Here is a 20851-nt window from a genome sequence, read left to right on the forward strand (position 1 = left end):
AGGTCGTGGGAGACGGCCCGGGCCGCCTCCCCACCGCTTAGTTCAGGCCCTCCGCGAGGGCCTTCTCGGTCGCGGCGCGCACGGCGGCCTCGATCTCCCCGGTGAGCGGGAAGCGCGGCGGGCGGGTGGCGCCGCCGGGGCGGCCGGCCAGGTCCATGGAGAGCTTGATGGCCTGGACGAACTCGGTCTTGGAGTCCCAGCGCAGCAGCGAGTGCAGGGACTTGTAGAGCGGCAGCGCGGTGGCGAGGTCGCCGGCGACCGCGGCCCGGTAGAGGGTGGCGCAGGCGCTGGGCAGGGCGTTGGGGTAGCCGGCGATCCAGCCGACGGCTCCGGCCAGGGCCAGTTCGAGCAGCACGTCGTCGGCACCGATGAGCAGGTCCAGGCCCGGGGCGAGTTCGGCGATCTCGTAGGCGCGGCGGACGTCGCCGCTGAACTCCTTGACGGCGACGATGCTGCCGTCGCCGTGCAGGCGGGCGAGCAGCGGCGGCGTCAGGTCCACCTTGGTGTCGATGGGGTTGTTGTACGCGACCACGGGCAGCCCGGCGCGGGCGACCTCGGCGTAGTGGGCGCGGACGGTCGCCTCGTCGGCGCGGTAGGCGTTGGGGGGCAGGAGGAGCACGGAGCCCGCCCCGGCCTCGGCGGCCTGTTCCGCCCAGCGCAGGGCCTCGGCGCTGCCGTACGCGGCGACCCCGGGCATGACGCGGGCGCCGTCGCCGGCGGCCTCGACGGCGGTGCGCACGACGCGGGCCCGCTCCTCGTCGGTGAGGGTCTGGTACTCGCCCAGGGAGCCGTTGGGGACCACGCCGTCGCAGCCTTCGGCGATGAGCCAGGCCACGTGCTCGGCGTACGCGTCGTAGTCGACGGAGAGGTCCTCGCGCAGGGGCAGGGTGGTGGCGACCATGATGCCGTGCCAGGGGCGGGTGCGGGTGTCGGCGCGGTGGTCCGGGCGGGGCGCGGGGGTGGGCGCGTGGTTCATGAGGAACTCCCTAGTGTGGTGTGTGACATTTTACTAGTGGGCGTGAGTCCGCCACAAGGGGCCGGGCGGCCCCGATCAGCGGTTCTCCGGGGGAACTTCGGCCTGCGGGAGCCCCGCGAGGTGACGCAGCGGCACCGGGCAGGACAGCGGACGCCGGTCGGGCGCCGGATCCTCCCCGGCGAGGGCGGCCACCGCCGGGCCGCACATCCGGCCCTGGCACCAGCCCATGCCGGCCCGGGTGAGGAGCTTGACCGTACGGGCGTCCCGCGCGCCGAGGTCGCCGACGGCCTCCCGGATCCGGCCCGCCGGGACCTCCTCGCAGCGGCACACGTCGGCCTCGTCGGGCAGCCAGCCGGTCCAGCCGGACCCGGGCCGGTGGGCGGCGGCCATCGCACCGGCGAAGGCGCGCAGCCGGGCGCGGGCGCGGGTCAGGGCGGCGGGGGCCCGTCGTCCGGCGATGGCGTGCGCGGCGATCTGGCCCTCGGTCAGCGCCAGTTGGGCGCCGCCGATGCCGCCGGTCTCGCCCGCGGACCAGATCCCGGGCACGGAGGTCCGCTGCTCCGCGTCCAGCGCGAGGGCGACCGTACCGTCCGGGCTGCGGAGGGTGGCGCAGCCGAGGCCGGTGGCCAGTTCCAGCTGGGGCACGAGCCCGTGGCCGACGGCGAGGGCGTCGCAGGGGATGCGGCGGGCGGTGCCGGGCAGCGGGCGCCAGTCGCGGTCCAGGCGGGAGACGGTGACGGCCTCGATGCGGGTGCGGATGCCCGTGCCGGTGGCGTGGGCCTGCGTGACGGCGTGCCGGGTGAGCAGGCGGATGCCGTGGCGCAGCAGGGCACTGCCGTACGTGGCGCCTTCGGCGAGTTTCGCGGGGTTGCGCAGCAGGGCGGGGGTCTGGGGGGCGTACGCCGTGTAGGAGGCGGCCTCCACGACGGCGGGCACGGTGGCTCCGGCGGCGGCGAGGGATCCGGCGACGGCGAGCAGCAGCGGGCCGCTGCCGGCCACGACGATCCGGCGGCCGGGGAGGACGAGGCCGCCCTTGAGCATGGCCTGGGCGCCGCCGGCGCCGATGACTCCCGGGAGGGTCCAGCCGGGGAAGGGGAGCTGGCGCTCGTAGGAACCGGTGGCCAGGAGCACGTGGCGGGCGTGCAGGGTCGCGGCCGCTTCGTCGGGGCCGGCCACGGCGTGGAGGGTCCAGGTGGCTTCGCCGCCGCCGTCGCCGCCGTCGCCGCCGCCGTCGCCGTGCGGGACCACCGTCCAGACGTGGTGGAGGGGGAGGTACGTGATGCGGCCGGCCGCGGTGTGGGCGCGCAGGGCGGCCTCGCGGGTGGCGAAGGCCCGCCAGTCGTGGTGCAGGGCCTGGGGGCGGGTGGCGCCGAGGCCGGGGGCGGGGTGGCGGTAGTACTGGCCGCCGGGGCGCTCGCCGGCGTCGAGGAGGGTGACGCGCAGGCCGAGGTCCGCCGCCGTGACGGCTGCGGCCAGGCCGGCGGGGCCGGCGCCGATCACCGCGAGGGTGGTGGGGGCGTCAGATTGCGAGGTCGGCATGGCCGGTGGCTTCCTGGGTGGTGACGGTGTCGCCGGGGCGGGCCGGGACGAGGCAGGCGCGCTGGTTGGGGCGGCCGTTGACGGTGACGAGGCAGTCGTAGCAGGCGCCGATGCCGCAGAACGCGCCGCGGGGGGCGGCGGCCTCGCGGGTGGTGCGCCAGGCGAGGATCCCGGCGGACCAGAGGACGGCGGCTACGGACTGGCCGTCCTGGGCCGGGAGTTCACGGCCGTCGAAGGTGACGGTGTGGGTTTCGGCGGGGGTGCCGCCGACCAGGTCGCGGGGGGTGCGGGTGCTCATCAGGGGCCTCCTCGGGGCGGAGCCTGGTGGGTGGTGCGGGGGACGGGGACGGGGCGGGGTGCCGTCCGGGATAGGCATGATTTATGGCGCCCGCTCTGGTGCTTCGTTGGTGGGGCGGTACCGCGCGCCAACAAATCACGTTTTACATCCCGGACGACACCCCGCCCCGTCCCCGTCCCCCTCCTCGCCGTCGTCCTGGTCGAAGCGGTGCGGGCGGAAGGGGGTCAGGGGGAGGGCGGGTTCTGTGTCTGTGAGGGTGGCTGCGATCAGGGCTCCTGTGGCGGGGGCCAGGCCGATGCCGGCGCCTTCGTGGCCGCAGGCGTGGAGGAGGCCGGGGACTCGGGGGTCCGGGCCGATCGCCGGGAGGTGGTCGGGGAGGTAGGGGCGGAAGCCGTGGTAGGTGCGCAGGATCCGGGTGTCGGCCAGGACCGGGAAGAGTGCGGCCGCCTGGCTGGCGAGGCGGCGCAGGGCCTCGGTGGACAGGCTCCGGTCGAAGCCGACGCGTTCACGGGTGGCACCGATGAGGACCGGGCCGGAGGGGGTGCCTTCGACCACCGCCGAGGACTGGAGTGCGGCGGAGTCGCTGGCCACGTCGGCGATGTAGTCGGCGGCGTAGACCTTGTGGCGGACCACGCGCGGCAGGGGTTCGGTGACCAGGACGAAGCCGCGGCGGGGCAGGACGGGCAGGGTGGTTCCGGCGAGGGCGGCGATCTGTCCGGCCCAGGTGCCCGCCGCGTTGACCACCGCGGGGGCGTGGAGGGTGCGGTGGGGGGTGCGGATTCCCCGCACGGTTCCGGAGTGGACGAGGATTTCGGTGACTTCCTCGTTCAGGTACGTGGTGGCGCCCGAGGCGGCCAGGAGGCGGGCGGCCGCCTGGGCCGGGTGGACCTGGGCGTCCTGGGGGTAGTGGAAGCCGCCCGCCAGGTTCGGGGAGAGGTGGGGTTCCAGGTCATGCAGGGTTTCCGGTCCCACCTCGGTGGCGACCACTCCGGCCGCGCGTTGGGCGTCCGTGAAGGTGCGCAGGGCCTTGAGGGTGGTCTCGTCCGGGGCTACGACGAGGCCGCCCTTGGGTTCGTACTCGGTCTCCGGGGGCAGGACGGCGGCCAGTTCGCGCCAGAGCCGGGTGGAGAGGAGGGCGAGGTCGAGTTCCGGTCCGGCCTCCTTGTCGGAGACGAGGAGGTTGCCCTCCCCCGCGCCGGTCGTGCCGCCCGCGACGGGGCCGCGGTCGACCACGGCCACGGAGAGCCCGGAGCGGCTCGCGTAGTACGCGCAGGCGGCTCCGACGACACCGGCGCCGATGATCACGACGTCCAAGGAGGAGTGGGTCACGATAGTAATATGTCACATTCTTCAGAGAGGGTGCCGGCCGGTCCCGCCCCCCGTCAGGTACGGGACCGGCCGGGAGGGGGTCAGCCGCGCAGCGGGCCCTCACAGGTGAACGGGGAGGTCCCCGCCACCTTGTTGGACCAGATCTCCAGCGCGCCGAAGGAGCAGTTCATGTCGGCCAGGTTGTTGGAGGCCGCGCCCGCCCGGTCGAGGATGAAGTAGTCCACCGTCTCCGACACGTCCTTGAAGTTCTGGTCGTCGCTGCGCCAGTTCTTCAGGTTCGCGGTGATCTTGCCCGTACAGGTGAAGCGGCGCTTGCCGGGCTCGCCGTTCTCCACGCAGTCCGGGGTGTTGTACGTGGCCGTGGCGAAGGAGGACTTCACCGAGGCGAGCGCGGAGTCGCGCAGCTGGGCGTTGGGGGTGAAGGTGGTGTTCGGGACGTAGAGCTGGTCCACCTTGGCGATCTGCGCGTCCAGGAAGCGGTTGTAGTCGCGCTGGAGGTAGGTGTCCGAGCCCATGCGCACGCGCCAGGCGTCGTACGCGGCCACGTCGTTGTTGCGCAGGTGGGTGTACATCTCGCGCAGGGCGGAGGGCTTCTCGGTCCACAGGAACTCGAAGAAGGTGCCGGCGTAGCTGTAGAAGCGGAACCCGTCGGCGTCGTAGGTGGCGTTCAGGAGCTGCTGGACGGACATGCGGGGGCCGCCGCCCGCGGTGTCGTTGATGACGGACTTGACCAGGGACTTGCGGACGGCGATGCCGTTGTCGCGGGTGGCGCCGTCGAAGAACTCGGCGGTGCCCTCGTCCATGGCGGTCGTCCGGTCGCCCTGGTACCAGGGGCCCTCGCCGAAGAAGCCGGGGACGGCGTAGCGGCCGTTGAGGTAGTGGGTGTACTCGTGGCGGAAGAGCTCTTCCAGGGTGAGGGAGGAATCCTGGGGGACGCGGCGCTGGTAGGTGTAGAAGGTGGCGCCCTTCTCGATGTAGATGCCGCCGTTGTTGGTGCCGTAGCCGGTGAGGATGGGGTGGTAGTTCTCGTAGTCGGCGCGGGAGGCGTAGAGCACGATGTTCAGGGTGCTGTTCGGGTCCCCGGCGAGCGGCTGGTCGGTGCCGAGCACGCGGTGGAACTGCGTCTTGACCTGCTTGCTGGCGTAGTAGAGCTGGTCGACGGTGGCCTTGTCGAGGGCGGTGCGGACCTTGATGGCGCCGTTGTCGTAGGTGTAGGTGTACGGGAAGATCTGCTTCTCGATGTCCTCCTTGCAGACCCCGTACGGCTTGCAGGCCTCGTAGAAGTTCAGCCAGGAGACGATCTTCGCCCAGGGCTCGGTGCCCCAGCCGGACTTCACGGGCTCCAGCATCGCGCCGAGGTCGGCGACGAGCTGGTCGCGCAGGCCGGCTATCTGGCCGAAGCGGCCGTACTCGCCGATCGCGTCACGGGCCACCCAGGCGTTGCCGGTGCCCTTGAGGTGGGTGTAGCCGGCGAAGGCCTTGAAGGCGGCGCGGTAGGCGGGGTCGGCGGCGGCCGCGGCGTGGAAGGCGGCGTCCTGGTTGCCCGGGTAGACGCCCAGGTAGTTGACGGACAGTGCGGCGAGGGCGGCGCCCGCCCAGCCGGCGTCGAGGTTGGTCGCCGGGTGGGAGGGGTCCATGGTGGCCAGGACCTTCTTGATGAGGCCCAGCTGGTGGTGGCGCAGGCCGGGGCCGGCGGCGTAGAGGGCCTCGCGCAGGGTGCGGGCGTTGGAGGGGGTGACGTCGAAGGTGCGCGCGGCGTTGCCGTAGTCGGCGATGGCCCTGCGCGTCGCGTCGACGGTGGGGGCGTCGGTGACGTCGATCTCGTCGCGTGAGAAGTCGTGGTACGCGACGGCGTGCAGGTAGGTGAACATCTCCTCCAGGTGGGAGGAGTTACGGCCGTCATGGGCGGCGGCCAGGCTGGATATCCGGCGGGAGACGGCCTGGACGTGGGCGTCGGACATGACCGGCGCCAGGCGGGCGTCCCAGGTCCAGATGAGGCCCCGCAGGCAGCCGTCGGCGGTGACGGCCTGGTCGCCGAGGAAGTCGGCGAACTGCTCGGGGCCGAGGTTCGTGATCCCGTCGAGGGTGCAGGGGACGCCCGCCGCCACGCTGAGGGCAGTGGGCGCGGTGGCCGTCTTGCGGCTCTTCTCGCCGCGTTCGGCGGAGGCCGTGGAGGCGGGCTGGTCCACGGCGGGGGCGGCGCCGGGGATGCGGCCGTCGGTGACGGCCTTGCCGCCGGGGGCCGGGGCGGGCGCCGGGGTGAGCTCCTGCGGCTGGGCCAGCCGGTCGACCTCGTCGAAGGGGTTCGGCGCGGCGGCGGGTGCGCCGGAGGTGAAGGTGCCCGGGGTGGAGACGCCGCTCGCGGCGGCGGGGGTGCCCCGCTCGGCGGCCTGGGTCACGGCCTGGCCGGCGGTGGCGAGGAGGGTGACCGCGACGGCGGCGGAGAGGAGAGACGTACGCACAACTCTGTGCTGGGACACCGAAAACTCCTGGTGGGGAGAGGAGGTGGGGGAAATGGTGCGAGAACTGCCCTGCTTCACACGGCGTTTGACGGGGATTAACGTGCCGCGGTGTGAGCTGTAACATAGTAATGTGAAATTGCACTGGCAAGACCTGTGCGCCCATCACTTCAGTACTTCTTGAGGGAGCCTCCGTGACCGACACCCGCTCCCGCCTCAACATCGGCAGTCACGACCTGCCGGTATCGGGTGGGTTGTCCCGCTTCATGGCGGGGAATTGGGCGGCCTCACCGCTCTCCGCCTCGGCGCGCGTCCCCGCCCACGCCGTCACCCCGGCCCGGCGCGCCCGACTCTCGGCGCGGTTCCCGGGCGAGCGGCTGGTCGTCCGGGCGGGCGAGCTGAAGGTGCGCACGAACGACTGCGACCACCGCTTCCGCCCGCACAGCGCGTACGCCTGGCTGACCGGGCTGACGGGCGAGGACCAGGTGGGCCACGTCCTGGTGCTGGAGCCGTCCGGACCGCACGGCCACGAGGCGGTGCTGTACCTGCGGCCGCGCTCGGCCCGGGCCGACGGCACCGAGGAGTTCTACCGGGACCGCCGCTACGGCGAGTTCTGGGTGGGCCGCCGCCCCGACCTGGCGGAGGCGGAACTGCTGACCGGCATCCGCTGCGCCCACCTGGACACCCTCGGCTCCCCGCCGGCCCGCGACGCCGCCACCGACACGGAACTGGCCGCCGCCCTGTCCGAGCTGCGCCTCGTCAAGGACGCCTGGGAGGTCGAGCAGCTCCAGCTGGCGGTGGACCACACCACGGCCGGGTTCGAGGACGTCGTACGGGCCCTGCCGCGCGCGCTGGCCCACCCGCGCGGGGAGCGCTGGATCGAGGGGGTCTTCGGCCTGCGCGCCCGGGCGGAGGGCAACGGCACGGGCTACGAGACCATCGCCGCGTCGGGCGCCCACGCGTGCGTCCTGCACTGGATCCGCAACGACGGCCGGCTCGACCCGGGCGACCTGCTGCTCCTGGACGCGGGCGTGGAGACCGACACCCTCTACACCGCCGACATCACCCGCACCCTCCCCCTGTCGGGCCGGTTCTCACCGGTGCAGCGCCAGGTGTACGAACTGGTACTGGCCGCGCAGGACGCCGGGATGGCGGCGCTGCGGCCGGGGGCGAGCTTCCGGGACTTCCACCGGGCCGGGATGCGGGTCATCGCGGAGGGGCTCACCGAATGGGGGGTCCTCAAGGACCCGCAGGGCGACCTCCACCGGCGCTACACCCTGTGCAGCAGCGGGCACATGCTCGGGCTGGACGTCCACGACTGCGCGAAGGCCCGCGCCGAGACGTACCTGGACGGGGTGCTGGAGGAGGGCCAGGTCCTCACCGTGGAACCGGGCCTGTACCTCCAGCCGGACGACGAGACCCTCCCCGTGGAGCTGCGCGGCATCGGCGTCCGCATCGAGGACGACCTCGTCGTCACGGCCGACGGCGCCCGCCTGATGTCGGGCGCACTGCCGCGCACGGTGGACGGCATCGAGGAGTGGATGGGCGCCCTCCTGGACTCCGCCGAGGGCTGACCCGACCGGGGCCGGGGGCGGGGGGCCGGGGGCGGGGGCCGGCCCGGCGGGCCGCCTACGGGAGCACCGCGATGCCGTCCAGTTCGAGTTGGGCCTCGGTGTCCCAGAGGCGGACCACCCCGATCACCGCCATCGCCGGGTAGTCGCGGCCCGCCAGCCGGTGCCAGACGCGGCCCAGTTCACGGGCGTGCGTCCGGTACGCCTCCACGTCCACCGCGTAGACGGTGACCCGGGCCAGGTGGGCCGGGGTGCCGCCCGCCGCCGCGAGGGCGGTGAGCAGGTTGGCGAGGGCGCGCTCGAACTGCTCCGGCAGGGTCTCCCCCACGACCTTGCCGGAGCCGTCCAGCGCGGTCTGGCCGGCCAGGAACACCAGCCGGCCGCCAGTGGCGGCGACGGCGTGCGAGAAGCCCGTCGCCGGGGACAGCTCCGCCGGGTTGATGCGTTCCAGGGGGGAGGGGTCGGGGGTCACCGGGCCGTCACCCCACGGTAGAGCTCCTTCGCGATGATCGTGCGCTGCACCTCGCTGGCCCCCTCGTAGATCCGGGGTGCGCGCACCTCCCGGTACAGGTGTTCCAGCAGGTGGCCGCGGCGCAGGGCGGTCGCGCCGTGCAGCTGGACGGCGTGGTCGACGACGTACTGGGCCGTCTCGGTGGCGAGGAGTTTGGCCATCGCCGCCCGCCGGGGGACGTCCGGGGAGCCGCTGTCGTACGCGCCCGCCGCCGCGTAGACCAGCAGCCGGGCGGCCTCGGTGCGGGTGGCCATCTCCGCCACCCGGTGCGCGACGGCCTGGAGGTCGGCCAGCACCCCGCCGAAGGCGGTGCGGCCGGAGGTGTGCGCCAACGTCGCGTCGAGCGCCGCCCGGGCCATCCCGACGGCGAAGGCGCCCACGCTCGGCCGGAACAGGTTCAGGGTCCGCATGGCCACGCCGAACCCCTGCCCGGGCTCGCCCAGGACGTCCGCGCGGCCGACGGGCACCCCGTCGAAGGCGAGGGAGCCGATGGGGTGCGGCGAGAGCATGTCCAGGGCCTCGCCGGTCAGTCCCGGCCGGTCCGCCGGGACCAGGAAGGCCGTGATGCCCTTCGCTCCGGGCGCCTCACCCGTCCGGGCGAAGACGGTGTAGAAATCGGCCTCGGGGGCGTTGGAGATCCAGCACTTCTCCCCGCTCAGCCGCCAGCCGGGTCCGTGCGCCCCGTCCGGCTGTGCGTGCAGGGCCAGCGCCGCCGCGTCCGAGCCGGCGCCCGGCTCGCTGAGCGCGAAGGCGGCCACCAGCCGGCCCTGCCGCACCCCCGGCAGCCACCGCTCCCGCTGCGCCGCGCTGCCCGCGCGCAGTACCGGATCGGCGCCCAGGCCTTGCAGGGCCAGGGCCGTCTCCGCCTCGGTGCACCCGTAGGCGAGGGATTCCCGCAGCAGGCACAGCTCCAGCGCCCCTGAGGTGAACACCCGCTCCAGCAGGCCCAGTTCACCGAGCGCCGCCAGCAGCGGCCGGTTCACCCGGCCGGGTTCACCCTTCTCGGCGAGCGGCCTCAGCCGCTGCTCCGACAGTGCGCGCAACTGCCCGCACCATTCCTCTTCTTCCGCCCCGAGCGCGAATCCGGTCATCCGAATGCCCCAGTCTTATCGCGTCCTGTTGACTGCCGTCACCATCACGATACGCTTCTGAGGCGACCGCACGGCCGGCTCCACCCGAACTCCGGACGTTGCAAGGGGGCGAACCCGCCTTGGAGCTCAAGCCTTCCGCTCACGCCGACACCTTTGCCCGCGACCACCTGCCACCCGCCCACGCCTGGCCGGAACTGCTCTTCGAGCTGCCCGAGCTGGCGTACCCGGACCGGCTGAACTGCGGGGCCGAACTCCTCGACGCGACCGTCGAGCGGTTCGGACCCGACCGGCCCGCCTTCCGCGGCGGCTCCGGCGAGGTGTGGTCCTACGGGGAACTGCGCGAGCGCGTCGACCGCCTCGCCCACGTGCTCACTGTCGATCTCGGCGTGGTCCCCGGCAACCGGGTGCTGCTGCGCGGGCCCACCGGACCGTGGCTGGCAGCCTGCTGGCTGGCGGTCATGAAGGCCGGCGCGGTGGCGGTCACCGTACTGGCCCAGCAGCGGGCCCAGGAGCTGGCGACGGTGTGTTCCATGGCCCGGGTGCGGCACGCCCTGTGCCATGTGGACGCCCTCGACGACCTGGCCAAGGCCGGGGTGCCCGGGCTGCGGATCACCACCTACGGGGGCCGGGAGCCGGACGACCTGCTGCGGCTGGCCGAGGCGCACACCGCGCCCTACCCGGCCGTCGAGACCTCCGCCGACGACGTGGCGCTGATCGCCTTCACCTCCGGGACCACCGGACGCCCCAAGGGGTGCATGCACTTCCACCGCGACCTCCTCGCCGTCGCCGACACCTTCTCCCGCCACGTGCTGCGCCCCCGCCCCGACGACGTGTTCGCCGGGAGTCCGCCCCTCGGCTTCACCTTCGGGCTCGGCGGTCTCGTCGTCTTCCCGCTGCGGGCCGGGGCCTCGGCGCTGCTGCTGGAGCAGGCCGCGCCGCGCCGGCTGCTGCCCGCGCTGGCCGAGCACCGGGTGAGCGTCCTGTTCACGGCACCCACCGCCTACCGGGCGATGCTGGACACCCTGGGCCCCTACGACGCGGGCGCCTACGACCTCTCCGCGCTGCGCCGCTGCGTCTCGGCCGGGGAGAACCTGCCCGCCGCGACCTGGCGGGCCTGGTACGAGCGCACGGGCCTGCGGATCATCAACGGCATCGGCGCCACCGAACTCCTGCACATCTTCATCTCCGCCGCCGACGAGGACGTCCGCCCCGGTACCACCGGCCGGGTGGTACCGGGCTGGGAGGCCCGGGTGGTGGACGCCGCCGGGCGGCCCGTGGCGGACGGCGAGCCGGGCCTGCTGGCGGTGCGCGGTCCCGTGGGCTGCCGCTACCTGGCCGATCCCCGGCAGGCCGAGTACGTGCGGGACGGCTGGAACCTGACGGGCGACACCTACGTCCGCGACCCCGACGGGTACTTCCGCTACGTCGCCCGCGCCGACGACATGATCATCTCTTCCGGTTACAACATCGCGGGCCCGGAGGTCGAGGAGGCCCTGCTGCGCCATCCCGACGTGGTGGAGGCGGCGGTGGTCGGCCGCCCCGACGAACGGCGCGGGCAGATCGCGGTGGCGTACACCGTCCTGCGCGAGGGGGCGGTGCTGGCAGAGGAGGACCTGCGGACCTTCGTCCTCGGCGAGCTGGCCCCCCACAAATGCCCGCGCGTCTTCGTCTTCGTCCCCGCGCTGCCCCGAACGGCCACCGGGAAACTTCAGCGGTTCCGGCTGCGCGATCTAGAGTGAACCCGTGGTCGAGCTGCACACCCCGCGATCCTTGATCGTCACGTTCTACGGCGCCTACGGGCGGTCCTTCGAGGGCCCCGTGCCGGTGTCCGCGCTGGTCCGCCTGCTGGGCGCGGCCGGGGTCGACGCGCCGTCCGTCCGCTCCTCGGTGTCCCGGCTGAAGCGGCGCGGCTTCCTGCTGCCCGCGAAGGCCGCGGACGGTGCGGCGGCCTACGCCCTCTCCGAGGAGGCCCGGCTGCTGCTGGAGGACGGGGACCGGCGGATCTACGGGCCCGCCCCGGTGTCGGACGAGTGGCTGGTGGCGGTGTTCTCCGTCCCCGAGCAGGAGCGCCACAAGCGGCACCTGCTGCGCTCCCGGCTCGCCCGGCTGGGCTTCGGAGCGGTGGCCCCGGGGGTGTGGATCGCCCCGGCGCACCTCGCCGGCGAGACCGGGCACACCTTGGAGCGGCTGCACCTGACGGCGTACGTGGAGCTCTTCCGCGGCGCGCACCTCGGCTTCGCCCCCACCGCCGAGGCGGTGGCCCGCTGGTGGGACCTGGCGGCGCTGGCCAAGCAGCACGAGGAGTTCCTCGACCTGCACGAGCCGGTCCTGCGCGGCTTCCAGTCGGGCCCCGAGCCCACCCCCGAGGCCGCCTACCAGGCCTACCTCCCGGCCCTGGACACCTGGCGCCGGCTGCCCTACGCCGACCCGGGCCTGCCCCGCGAGCTCCTCCCCGCGGACTGGCCCGGCGACCGGGCGGCGGCGGTCTTCGCCGAACTCCACTCCCGTCTGCACGCGGCGGGCGCCCGCTTCGTGCGCCAGTAGGGCGTGCGCCCGCAGGGGCCTCAGGCCGCCAGGGCCGGGGCGCCGCGCCTGCGCCGGTAGTAGTGGACGGTCAGCACCGCGAGCAGCGGACCCCAGGCGGCGAGCGGCACGTAGGAGATCCAGAAGGCGACGGTCTGCCAGCCGTGGGTGATCAGGCCCCCGGTGGCCGGTGTCCCGTCGAGCATGCGGCCGGACGCCATCATCACCAGCGCGTACGGGAAGACCATGAGCGCGGCCGCTCCGAGGCCGGCGGGTATGACCGCCGCCGCGACCGGCACCGGCCGGCCGCCCAGGCCCGGTATCCAGCGCGGCCAGATCTCCCCCCACCGGCTGACCAGCCCGAGGGCGAGGAGGGCCAGTACCTCGCTGACGACGGTGAGCGCGACGATGTACACCGGTCCGTCCTGGAACAGCACCGGCCCGTGCCCCTCGGGGGGCGTGTCGCTGGGCACCATCAGCGGCGCCTGGAAGACGAAGCCGGCGATCCGCCAGACGGAGGCGGGCAGCACGGTCAGGGTGGTCACGTACGCGGTGATCGCCGCCCAGCGGGGTACGCCCGCCGCCGTCGAGCCGTGCAGTTTCGCCAGCAGTGCGCGCGTGCTCATGGTTCCCCCTCGTCCGCCGCGCCCCTCTCGGGGCCGGCTCGTCCCTCTCGCCGTGTCCTCTCCAAGGTCCCAGCGGGACCGGTACGACCGCGTCCCCCACGAGAGGGGACCGCCTCCCCCGCACGGGGGAGAGCCCGCCGCGCCGCGTGAACCCCGCCCCGCACACCCGCGAAAACTCCGGTGCGCCGACACCCGACGGGGCGTCAGGATGGGCCATGACCTGGACCTTCAGCACTGATCTGGCCGCCTACCTGGCCGCCGCGCGCCCGGTCGTGGCCGCGCAGCCCGTCGTCGACACCCTCCTGCTGACCGTCGCGGACGCCCTGGAGCGGCGAGGACCGCACGCCTACGGCCCCGGCGACCCCCTCTTCGGCTGGTGGACCGGCGCCGACGGAGCCGTCTGCGGAGCCCTGCTGCGCACCCCGCCCTTCCCGCTGCTGCTCGGGGCCGTCCCGCCCGAGGCGGTCCCGGCGCTGGGCGCGGCCCTCTCCCGCGAACCGCTGCTCGCCGGGGTCGACGAGTTCAACGCCCGCAGCGCGGACGCCCTGGTCCTGGCACGGGCATGGGGGACGCGGTCCAGGGTCGTGGAGGAGAGCCGCCTCCACCGGCTCGGCGCCCTGGCCGCCCCGGACCCGGCCCCGCCGGGGCGCGCCCGGCCCGCCGCCGGGGCCGACCTGCCCCTCCTGCTGGAGTGGGTCGAGGCGTTCAACCGGGAGCTCGGCCAGCCGGGCACCGCCTCCGAGGCGGCCCTGCGCGACCGGATCTCGTACGGCGGGGCCCTGCTCTGGGAGGACGGCGGAGTCCCGGTGTCACTGGCCGGGTTCTCCCGCCCGATCGGCGCGGTCTCCCGCGTCTTCCCCGTCTACACCCCGCCCGGGCTGCGGGGCCGGGGCTACGCCGCCGGGGTGACGCACGCCGTGAGCGGAGCGGCGTACGCGGCCGGGGCGAGCGAGGTCCTGCTCTTCACGGACGTGGCCAACCCCACCAGCAACGCCCTCTACCGGCGCCTCGGCTACGCCCCGCTGGAGGACCGCGTCCACCTCGCGCGTGCCTGATCCGACGGATCAGCCCTTGCCCGTCGGCGGCCTGCGGCTGCCCGCCCGGTACGGGGCGGGCCAGGGCGCGGCCGGGCCGGCGTACCCCTGTTCGGCGGCGGCGTGCAGGGTCCAGTGCGGGTCGTACAGGTGGGGCCGGCCCACCGCGCACAGGTCGGCGCGGCCCGCGAGCAGCAGGGAGTTGACGTCGTCCCAGGAGGAGATCGCGCCGACGGCGACGACGGGGACGCCCAGGGAGTTGCGGATCCGGTCGGCGTAGGGGGTCTGGTAGGAGCGCCCGTACTCGGGGGTCTCGTCGGACACCACCTGCCCCGTGGACACGTCGACGGCGTCGGCGCCGTGCGCGGCGAAGGCGGCGGCGATCCGCTGCGCGTCCTCGGGTGTGGTGCCGCCGGGCGCCCAGTCGGTGGCCGAGAGCCGGACGGTCATCGGGCGGTCCTGCGGCCAGACCGCCCGGACGGCGTCGAAGACCTCCAGCGGGAAGCGCAGCCGGTTCTCCAGGCAGCCGCCGTAGGCGTCCTCGCGGTGGTTGGTGAGCGGGGACAGGAACCCGGACAGCAGGTAGCCGTGGGCGCAGTGCAGTTCCAGCAGGTCGAAGCCGCAGTCCGCGGCCCGTACGGCGGCCGCGGCGAAATCGGAGCGGATCGCCTCCAGGTCCACGGCGGCCAGGGCCCGCGGGACGGCGGAGACACCGGGCCGGTAGGGCAGTGCGGAGGCGGCGACCAGGGGCCAGTTGCCCTCGGGCAGCGGCTCGTCCATCCCCTCCCACATGACCCGGGTGGAGCCCTTGCGGCCCGCGTGGCCGAGCTGGACGCCGAGGGCCACTCCGGGCGCGGAGGTGTGGACGAAGTCCGCGATCCGCTTCCATGCGGCCGCCTGTTCCGCCGTCCACAGGCCCGCGCAGCCGGGGGTGATGCGGCCTTCGGCGCTGACGCAGACCATCTCCGTCATGACCAGTCCGGCGCCGCCGAGGGCGCGGGAGCCCAGGTGTACGAGGTGGAAGTCCCCCGGTACGCCGTCGGTCGCCGAGTACATGTCCATCGGGGAGAGCACGACCCGGTTGCGCAGGGTCAGCCCGCGCAGGGTGAAGGGGGTGAACATCGGGGGCACCGCCGCCGGGCCCGCGCCGGCATCCGCTCCGGCGCCGACGTCCGTACCGACGGCGTCCGTACCGACGGCGTCCGGGCAGCCGAAGTCCCGTTCCACCGCCCGGGTGAAGCGGGCGTCGCGCAGCCGGAGGTTCTCGTGGGTGACGCGTCGGCTGCGGGTGAGCAGGTTGAAGGCGAACTGCCGGGCCGGCTGGCCGACGTAGACGTCGATCTCCTCGAACCACCGCATGCTGGCGGCCGCCGCCCGCTGGGTGCTGGCCACGGCGGGCCGCCGCGCCCGCTCGTACGCGGCGAGGGCGTCCGGCACCGCGGTGTGGTCGCGTACCGCTTCGGCGAGGGCGAGGGCGTCCTCGACGGCCAGTTTGGTGCCGGAGCCGATGGAGAAGTGCGCGGTGTGCGCGGCGTCGCCGAGCAGGACGACGTTGCCGTGCGACCAGCGTGCGTTGACGACGGTACGGAACCGCGTCCACGCGGAGCGGTTGCCGCGCAGCGGCCGTCCACGCAGGGCCTCGCCGAAGATCTTGGCGCAGCGGGCGGCGGACTCCTCCTCGTCGCACAGGTCGAGTCCGGCCGCCTGCCAGACCTCTTCGCGCATCTCGACGATCACGGTCGAGGAGTCGGCGGCGTACGGGTAGCCGTGCAGCTGCATCACGCCGTGCGGGGTCTCGGCGATCTCGAAGCGGAACGCGTCGAAGGCGAAGTCGGCGGCCAGCCAGATGTAGCGGCAGCGGCCCGGGGTGACGGTCGGCCGGAAGTGGGCGGCGCCGCTCTCGCGGGTCGCGCTGTGCACCCCGTCCGCCGCGACGACCAGGTCGTGCGTGTCCGCGAGCGCCCACGCGTCGGGCGCCCCGGTGTGGAAGCGGAGCCGGACGCCGAGGCCGGTGCAGCGCTCGTGCAGGATCTCCAGGAGCCGGCGGCGGCCCAGCGCGGCGAAGCCGTGGCCACCGGAGGTCAGCAGCCGGCCCCGGTGCACGACCTCGACGTCGTCCCAGCGGACGAACTCGGCGCCGAGGGCGGTGTGGACGGCGGTGTCGGCCCGTTCGATGCCGCCGAGGGTCTCGTCGGACAGGACGACGCCGAAGCCGAAGGTGTCGTCGGGGGCGCCGCGTTCCCAGACCTCGACGCTGTGCCCTTGCCGGGCCAGCAGCGCGGCGGCGTACAGCCCGCCCGGCCCCCCGCCCACGACGGCCACCCGCATGGCGTCAGCAGACATGTGGCTACCTGCCCTTCCACTCCGGCGGCCGCTTTCCGGTGAAGGCCGCGTGGAACTCCGCGTAGTCCTGGCCGTGCATCAGCAGGGCCTGGGTGTTGGCGTCCAGCTCGACGGAGGCCGCCAGCGGCATGTCGAGCTCGGCCGTGAGCAGGGCTTTGGTCTGGGCGTGGGCGAGGGTGGGTCCGGCGGCGAGACGGGCGGCGAGCTCGGCGGCGCGGGCGTCGGCCCCGCCCTCCTCGACCAGCTCGCTGAGCAGGCCGATCCGCTCCGCCTCGGCGGCCCGTACGGGCTCTCCGAGCATCAGGATCCGGGTGGCGTGGCCGAGGCCGACGACCCGGGGCAGCAGGTAGGCGGCGCCCATGTCGCCGCCGGAGAGGCCGACCCGGGTGAAGAGGAAGGCGAAGCGGGCGGTGGGGTCCGCGATCCGGAAGTCGGCGGCGAGGGCGAGCACGGCTCCGGCCCCGGCGGCGACCCCGTGCACGGCGGCGATCACCGGGAAGGGGCATTCGCGGACGGCCCGGACCACCTGGCCGGTCATCCGGTTGAAGTCGAGGAGCTGGGCGGTGTCCATGGCGAGGGTGGCGCCGATGATCTCGTCCACGTCGCCGCCGGAGCAGAAGCCGCGCCCCTCCCCGGCCAGGACGAGGGCGTGCACCGAGCGTTCGCGGGACAGTTCGGCGAGCAGATCGCGCAGGTCGGCGTAGGCGCCGAAGGTGAGCGCGTTCAGCTTCTCGGGGCGGTCGAGGGTGACGGTGGCCACGCCGTCCTGCCGGGTCACCCGCAGGTGGCGCCACCGTTCGGTCGCTGGTGTGGAACCGGTGAAGGGGCTCACGGAAACGACGGTATCACCGACTGGTGACTACCGTCACAGAAACGCGACAGGAGGGTCGGGGTCGCGCCACACGTGCCGAAGGGCCCCACCGGAGGTGACCTCGGTCCCTTGCCCTTCGGCCGGGGTGCCCTACGACGCCGGAGTGCCACTTCGTATGGTTGAAAGCGGGAGCTTCTCCTCCCGGCGAACCCCGCCCCGCACGAGCCCTACGAGCCGCACGAGCCCCGAGAAACGGACGGTCCCGCCTTGCCCGACGCCTCCGCCTGGCGGATCGCCCTCCCGCACTCGGCCGCCGCCGTGCCCCTGGCCCGCGCCCTGGTGCGTACGGCGCTCAACGACGTCGAGCCGTCCGCCGACAGCGACACGGCGGAGCTGCTGACCGCCGAGCTGGTCGCCAACGCCGTCGAGCACACCGCCGCGGGGGCTCCGATCGAGCTGGTGGTGGAGCTGCTCACGGACGGCTGCCAGGTCGAGGTGCACGACGGCGACCCGCGGCCGCCCGGCGGCCTGACCGCCCGCCCGGCGGACGCCCAGCCCGACCCCTGGCAGGAGCACGGCCGCGGCCTGCTGCTGATCCGCGCCCTGAGCTCCGCCTGCGGCCACCGCCGCACCGCGCGCGGCAAGGCGGTCTGGTTCACCCTGCCGGCGCGCGCGAACGCCTGACGGCCCTCGCCGCGGCTACGCGCCGGGCCCCGCGAGCAGGGCGACGAGTACGGCCTTGATGGTGTGCAGCCGGTTCTCGGCCTCGTCGAAGACGACGGAGTGCGCGGACTCGAACACCTCGTCCGTGACCTCCAGCGAGTCCAGCCCGTGCCGGGCGTGGACCTCCTGGGCCACCTTGGTCCCCAGGTCGTGGTAGGCGGGCAGGCAGTGCAGGAACTTCACGTCCGGGTTGCCGGTCGCGCGCAGCACGTCCATGGTGACGGCGTACGGGGACAGGGCCGCGATCCGCTCGTCCCAGACCTCCTTCGGCTCGCCCATCGACACCCACACGTCGGTGGCCACGAAGTCGGCCTGTGCCACCCCCTCCGCGACCTCCTCGGTCAGGGTGATCCGGGCCCCGCTGACCGCCGCCAGCTCGCGGGCCTTCTCGACGACGACCTCGGCCGGCCAGTAGGCCTTGGGCGCGACGATCCGTACGTCCATGCCCAGCAGAGCGCCGGTCACCAGGTAGGAGTTGCCCATGTTGAAGCGGGCGTCGCCGAGGTAGGCGAAGGCGATGCGCTCCAGCGGCTTGTCGCTGTGCTCGGTCATGGTGAGCACGTCGGCGAGCATCTGGGTGGGGTGCCAGTCGTCGGTGAGGCCGTTGAAGACCGGCACGCCGGAGTGCGCGGCGAGCTCCTCGACCGCCTGCTGGCTGTCGCCCCGGTACTCGATGCCGTCGAACATCCGGCCGAGGACGCGCGCGGTGTCGCGGACCGACTCCTTGTGGCCCATCTGGGAGCCGGAGGGGTCGAGGTAGACGGTGCGGGCGCCCTGGTCGGCGGCGGCGACCTCGAAGGCGCAGCGGGTGCGCGTGGAGGTCTTCTCGAAGATCAGCGCGATGTTCCTGCCCTGGAGCCGGGGCCGCTCGGTGCCGGCCTTCTTGGCCGCCTTGAGTTCGGCGGCGAGCTCGACCAGGCCGCGGAACTCGGCGGCGGTGAAGTCGAGCTCCTTGAGGAAACTGCGGCCGAAGAGGTCGCTGGCCATGGGGGCACTCCTGGGTGGCACTGACAGGGGATAATGGAAGTGTATACGATACACCGTATTGATATACAGCCCCCCGTCACGGCCCGCGCCGGGCCTCAGACGGCGTCCCGCTCCACCGGGCAGCTCATGCACCGCGGCCCGCCCCGGCCCCGCCCCAGCTCGCTGCCCGGGATCTCGATGACCTCGATGCCCTCCTTGCGCAGGTGCGTGTTGGTGGTCACGTTCCGCTCGTAGGCGACGACCACCCCCGGTTCGACGGCCAGCACGTTGCAGCCGTCGTCCCACTGCTCGCGCTCCGCCGAGTGCACGTCCTGAGTGGCGGTCAGCACCCGTACCCGCTCCAGCCCGAGCGCGGCCGCGATGGCCCGGTGCATGTGCTCCGGCGGGTGGTCGGCGACCCGGAGCTCGCTCGCCCCCTCCCCCGGTCTGATCGTGTAGGAGCGCAGCATGCCGAGGCCCGCGTACTGGGTGAAGGTGTCGGCGTCCACCATCGTCATGACGGTGTCCAGGTGCATGAAGGCCCGCCGCTTGGGCATGTCGAGCGCCACGATCACGGACGCCGAACCGGCGGCGAACAGGCCGCGCGCGAGCATCTCCACGGCCTGCGGGGTGGTGCGCTCGCTCATCCCGATCAGTACGGCGCCGTTGCCGATGACCAGTACGTCCCCGCCCTCGATGGTCGAGGGGTAGTCCACCTGCCCCTGTGACCAGTAGTGGAAGGCGCCGGAGCCGGTGAAGAGCGGATGGTGCCTGTAGATCGCCTCGAAGTGGACGGTCTCGCGCTGGCGGGCCGGCCAGCGCATGGCGTTGACCGAGACCCCGTCGTAGATCCAGGCGGAGGTGTCCCGGGTGAAGAGGTGGTTGGGCAGCGGCCCCAGCAGGAAGTCGTCCAGGTCCAGCGCGTGGAAGCGTACGGACACCGGTTCGGCGTGCGCCTGGAGGAACTCGCGCTTGGTCATGCCGCCGACGAGCGCCTCCGCGAGGCCGGCCGAGGAGAGCCCGTCGAAGACCGACCGCAGGTGGTCGGTGGCGAGGGGCCCGTACTCCTTCTCGTCGAACACCCGGTCCAGTACGAGGTGGCGGGCCTCCGGGATCTCGAGGGCCTCGCGCAGCAGGTCACCGAAGAGGTGGACGTCGACGCCCCGGTCGCGGAGCACGTCCGCGAAACCGTCGTGCTCCTGGCGGGCACGGCGCACCCACAGCACGTCGTCGAAGAGGAGGGCGTCCTTGTTGCTGGGTGTGAGCCGCTTCAGCTCCAGGTCGGGCCGGTGGAGGATGACGCGGCGGAGCCGCCCGGTCTCGGAGTCGACATGGAATCCCATGCCGTACACGTTCCCAGACCGGGCGGGTTTTCGAACCGGCCCCGGGGGACCGGTCTCAGCGCAGGCCGAGAAGCGCCGTCGGAGCGCCGACCAGTTCCGGGGCGATGAGGCCCAGCTTCGGGGCGACCACGTTCGGGATACCGAAGTTGCTCCCGTCCGGCATGCTCAGCGGCGCCCCGAGGACCGCGCCCGGGCTGCGGGTGCGCAGGGTGGTCTCCGGCGCGTCCAGCGAACCCTCGCCGTCCGTCTCGGGCGAGCCCGCGAGGTTGGGGAGCGGCGAGGTGAGGTGGGTGGCGCCGAGGTCGGTGGCGATCGGCAGCACCGGGAGCAGTGGGGTCGGGAGCAGGTCGCCCGTGTGGTGGCGGGGCGCCTCGGGGGCGCCGACGACCGGCACCGGGACCGCGGTGGCCACGCGCGGGGCGGCCACGCCCAGCGTGGTCTCGACGGCGTCCAGCGGGACACCCACCGGGACCGAGTCGGCCACGGCCGGGGAGGCCGCACCGGCCGCGGCCATACAGGTCATGAGCGCCGCAATGCTTCCGCGCGCGGTCATCTTCATAGGTGACGTTCCGTCCTTCCAGGGTCGCGGACATTCCGCTGCCCTGGATGAACGATCCCGCCGGGGGGTTTCCCGGAGTTCCCCACGAAAGTTCCCCCATACGGCCTACGTGAGGGCCTCGCCCTGCCATCCTCCGGCGGGATTCACCC

Annotated in this window: 18 protein-coding genes; 5 read left to right on the forward strand and 13 right to left on the reverse strand. The window is 73.8% G+C overall.

Annotated features, from left to right (window positions below):
• Positions 1–37 precede the first annotated feature (37 nt).
• The 5 genes from OOK31_RS07740 to OOK31_RS07760 form a co-directional block, all read right to left on the reverse strand.
• Positions 38–976 (reverse strand): dihydrodipicolinate synthase family protein, encoded by a 939-nt coding sequence (locus OOK31_RS07740; protein ID WP_267011585.1) that lies wholly within the window; start codon positions 974–976, stop codon positions 38–40.
• Between the two features lie 75 nt (positions 977–1051).
• On the reverse strand, positions 1052–2515 hold the full coding sequence (locus OOK31_RS07745) for an NAD(P)/FAD-dependent oxidoreductase (protein ID WP_267011586.1): 1464 nt from the start codon (positions 2513–2515) through the stop codon (positions 1052–1054).
• Positions 2496–2813 (reverse strand): (2Fe-2S)-binding protein, encoded by a 318-nt coding sequence (locus OOK31_RS07750; RefSeq protein ID WP_267011587.1) that lies wholly within the window; start codon positions 2811–2813, stop codon positions 2496–2498. The genes OOK31_RS07745 and OOK31_RS07750 overlap by 20 nt, the downstream gene beginning before the upstream one ends.
• A gap of 135 nt (positions 2814–2948) precedes the next feature.
• Positions 2949–4145 carry an FAD-binding oxidoreductase gene (locus OOK31_RS07755; protein WP_267011864.1) on the reverse strand — a complete coding sequence of 399 codons (1197 nt, stop codon included), beginning with the start codon at positions 4143–4145 and terminating at the stop codon, positions 2949–2951.
• A gap of 77 nt (positions 4146–4222) precedes the next feature.
• Positions 4223–6622, reverse strand: coding sequence for a collagenase (locus OOK31_RS07760; RefSeq protein ID WP_267011588.1), 2400 nt, complete (start codon positions 6620–6622; stop codon positions 4223–4225).
• A gap of 173 nt (positions 6623–6795) precedes the next feature.
• Between OOK31_RS07760 and OOK31_RS07765 the strand changes: the two genes are divergently transcribed.
• On the forward strand, positions 6796–8175 hold the full coding sequence (locus OOK31_RS07765; protein WP_267011589.1) for an aminopeptidase P family protein: 1380 nt from the start codon (positions 6796–6798) through the stop codon (positions 8173–8175).
• Between the two features lie 55 nt (positions 8176–8230).
• Here OOK31_RS07765 and OOK31_RS07770 read toward each other — a convergent pair whose 3' ends face one another.
• Positions 8231–8644 (reverse strand): RidA family protein, encoded by a 414-nt coding sequence (locus OOK31_RS07770; protein ID WP_267011590.1) that lies wholly within the window; start codon positions 8642–8644, stop codon positions 8231–8233.
• Complete coding sequence (locus tag OOK31_RS07775; protein WP_267011591.1) at positions 8641–9774, reverse strand: acyl-CoA dehydrogenase family protein; 1134 nt, start codon at positions 9772–9774, stop codon at positions 8641–8643. The genes OOK31_RS07770 and OOK31_RS07775 overlap by 4 nt, the downstream gene beginning before the upstream one ends.
• 119 nt (positions 9775–9893) lie before the next feature.
• Between OOK31_RS07775 and OOK31_RS07780 the strand changes: the two genes are divergently transcribed.
• Both OOK31_RS07780 and OOK31_RS07785 read left to right on the forward strand, forming a co-directional pair.
• A complete protein-coding gene (locus OOK31_RS07780; protein WP_267011592.1) occupies positions 9894–11513 on the forward strand; it encodes an AMP-binding protein in 1620 nt (539 codons plus the stop codon).
• A 4-nt stretch (positions 11514–11517) separates the two neighbouring features.
• The gene (locus OOK31_RS07785) at positions 11518–12318 is read left to right on the forward strand and encodes a PaaX family transcriptional regulator C-terminal domain-containing protein (RefSeq protein ID WP_267011593.1); all 801 of its coding nucleotides are present in this window, start codon (positions 11518–11520) and stop codon (positions 12316–12318) included.
• Positions 12319–12338: 20 nt separating this feature from the next.
• Here OOK31_RS07785 and OOK31_RS07790 read toward each other — a convergent pair whose 3' ends face one another.
• Entirely contained in the window at positions 12339–12923 is a 585-nt protein-coding gene (locus OOK31_RS07790) for a hypothetical protein (protein ID WP_267011594.1), read from the reverse strand.
• Positions 12924–13138: 215 nt separating this feature from the next.
• Between OOK31_RS07790 and OOK31_RS07795 the strand changes: the two genes are divergently transcribed.
• Positions 13139–13978: a GNAT family N-acetyltransferase gene (locus OOK31_RS07795; RefSeq protein ID WP_267011595.1), complete on the forward strand. Its 840-nt coding sequence runs from the start codon at positions 13139–13141 to the stop codon at positions 13976–13978.
• 9 nt (positions 13979–13987) lie between these two features.
• Here the strand turns inward: OOK31_RS07795 and OOK31_RS07800 are convergent, their stop codons facing one another.
• Positions 13988–16300: a bifunctional salicylyl-CoA 5-hydroxylase/oxidoreductase gene (locus tag OOK31_RS07800; RefSeq protein WP_267011596.1), complete on the reverse strand. Its 2313-nt coding sequence runs from the start codon at positions 16298–16300 to the stop codon at positions 13988–13990.
• A gap of 4 nt (positions 16301–16304) precedes the next feature.
• Complete coding sequence (locus OOK31_RS07805) at positions 16305–17132, reverse strand: enoyl-CoA hydratase family protein (protein WP_267011597.1); 828 nt, start codon at positions 17130–17132, stop codon at positions 16305–16307.
• Positions 17133–17378: 246 nt separating this feature from the next.
• Between OOK31_RS07805 and OOK31_RS07810 the strand changes: the two genes are divergently transcribed.
• Positions 17379–17795, forward strand: a complete 417-nt coding sequence (locus tag OOK31_RS07810) for an ATP-binding protein (RefSeq protein ID WP_267011598.1) — start codon at positions 17379–17381, stop codon at positions 17793–17795.
• Between the two features lie 15 nt (positions 17796–17810).
• Here the strand turns inward: OOK31_RS07810 and argF are convergent, their stop codons facing one another.
• The 3 genes from argF to OOK31_RS07825 all read right to left on the reverse strand — a co-directional run bounded on the left by argF (position 17811) and on the right by OOK31_RS07825 (position 20666).
• On the reverse strand, positions 17811–18821 hold the full coding sequence (gene argF / locus OOK31_RS07815; RefSeq protein WP_267011599.1) for an ornithine carbamoyltransferase: 1011 nt from the start codon (positions 18819–18821) through the stop codon (positions 17811–17813).
• A gap of 95 nt (positions 18822–18916) precedes the next feature.
• Positions 18917–20143 (reverse strand): arginine deiminase, encoded by a 1227-nt coding sequence (locus OOK31_RS07820; protein ID WP_267011600.1) that lies wholly within the window; start codon positions 20141–20143, stop codon positions 18917–18919.
• Positions 20144–20198: 55 nt separating this feature from the next.
• A complete protein-coding gene (locus OOK31_RS07825; RefSeq protein ID WP_267011601.1) occupies positions 20199–20666 on the reverse strand; it encodes a hypothetical protein in 468 nt (155 codons plus the stop codon).
• Positions 20667–20851: the final 185 nt, after the last annotated feature.

The organism is Streptomyces sp. NBC_00249, from assembly GCF_026342355.1.
Taxonomy (GTDB): domain Bacteria; phylum Actinomycetota; class Actinomycetes; order Streptomycetales; family Streptomycetaceae; genus Streptomyces.

Bases quoted from the DNA above. Each gene is read 5' to 3' on its own strand.
- OOK31_RS07795 (WP_267011595.1), top strand. From the start codon at position 13,139: ATGACCTGGACCTTCAGCACTGATCTGGCCGCCTACCTGGCCGCCGCG.
- OOK31_RS07745 (WP_267011586.1), bottom strand. From the start codon at position 2,515: ATGCCGACCTCGCAATCTGACGCCCCCACCACCCTCGCGGTGATCGGC.
- OOK31_RS07790 (WP_267011594.1), bottom strand. From the start codon at position 12,923: ATGAGCACGCGCGCACTGCTGGCGAAACTGCACGGCTCGACGGCGGCG.
- OOK31_RS07825 (WP_267011601.1), bottom strand. From the start codon at position 20,666: ATGACCTGTATGGCCGCGGCCGGTGCGGCCTCCCCGGCCGTGGCCGAC.
- OOK31_RS07800 (WP_267011596.1), bottom strand. From the start codon at position 16,300: ATGTCTGCTGACGCCATGCGGGTGGCCGTCGTGGGCGGGGGGCCGGGC.
- OOK31_RS07750 (WP_267011587.1), bottom strand. From the start codon at position 2,813: ATGAGCACCCGCACCCCCCGCGACCTGGTCGGCGGCACCCCCGCCGAA.
- OOK31_RS07740 (WP_267011585.1), bottom strand. From the start codon at position 976: ATGAACCACGCGCCCACCCCCGCGCCCCGCCCGGACCACCGCGCCGAC.
- argF (WP_267011599.1), bottom strand. From the start codon at position 18,821: ATGGCCAGCGACCTCTTCGGCCGCAGTTTCCTCAAGGAGCTCGACTTC.
- OOK31_RS07775 (WP_267011591.1), bottom strand. From the start codon at position 9,774: ATGACCGGATTCGCGCTCGGGGCGGAAGAAGAGGAATGGTGCGGGCAG.
- OOK31_RS07820 (WP_267011600.1), bottom strand. From the start codon at position 20,143: ATGGGATTCCATGTCGACTCCGAGACCGGGCGGCTCCGCCGCGTCATC.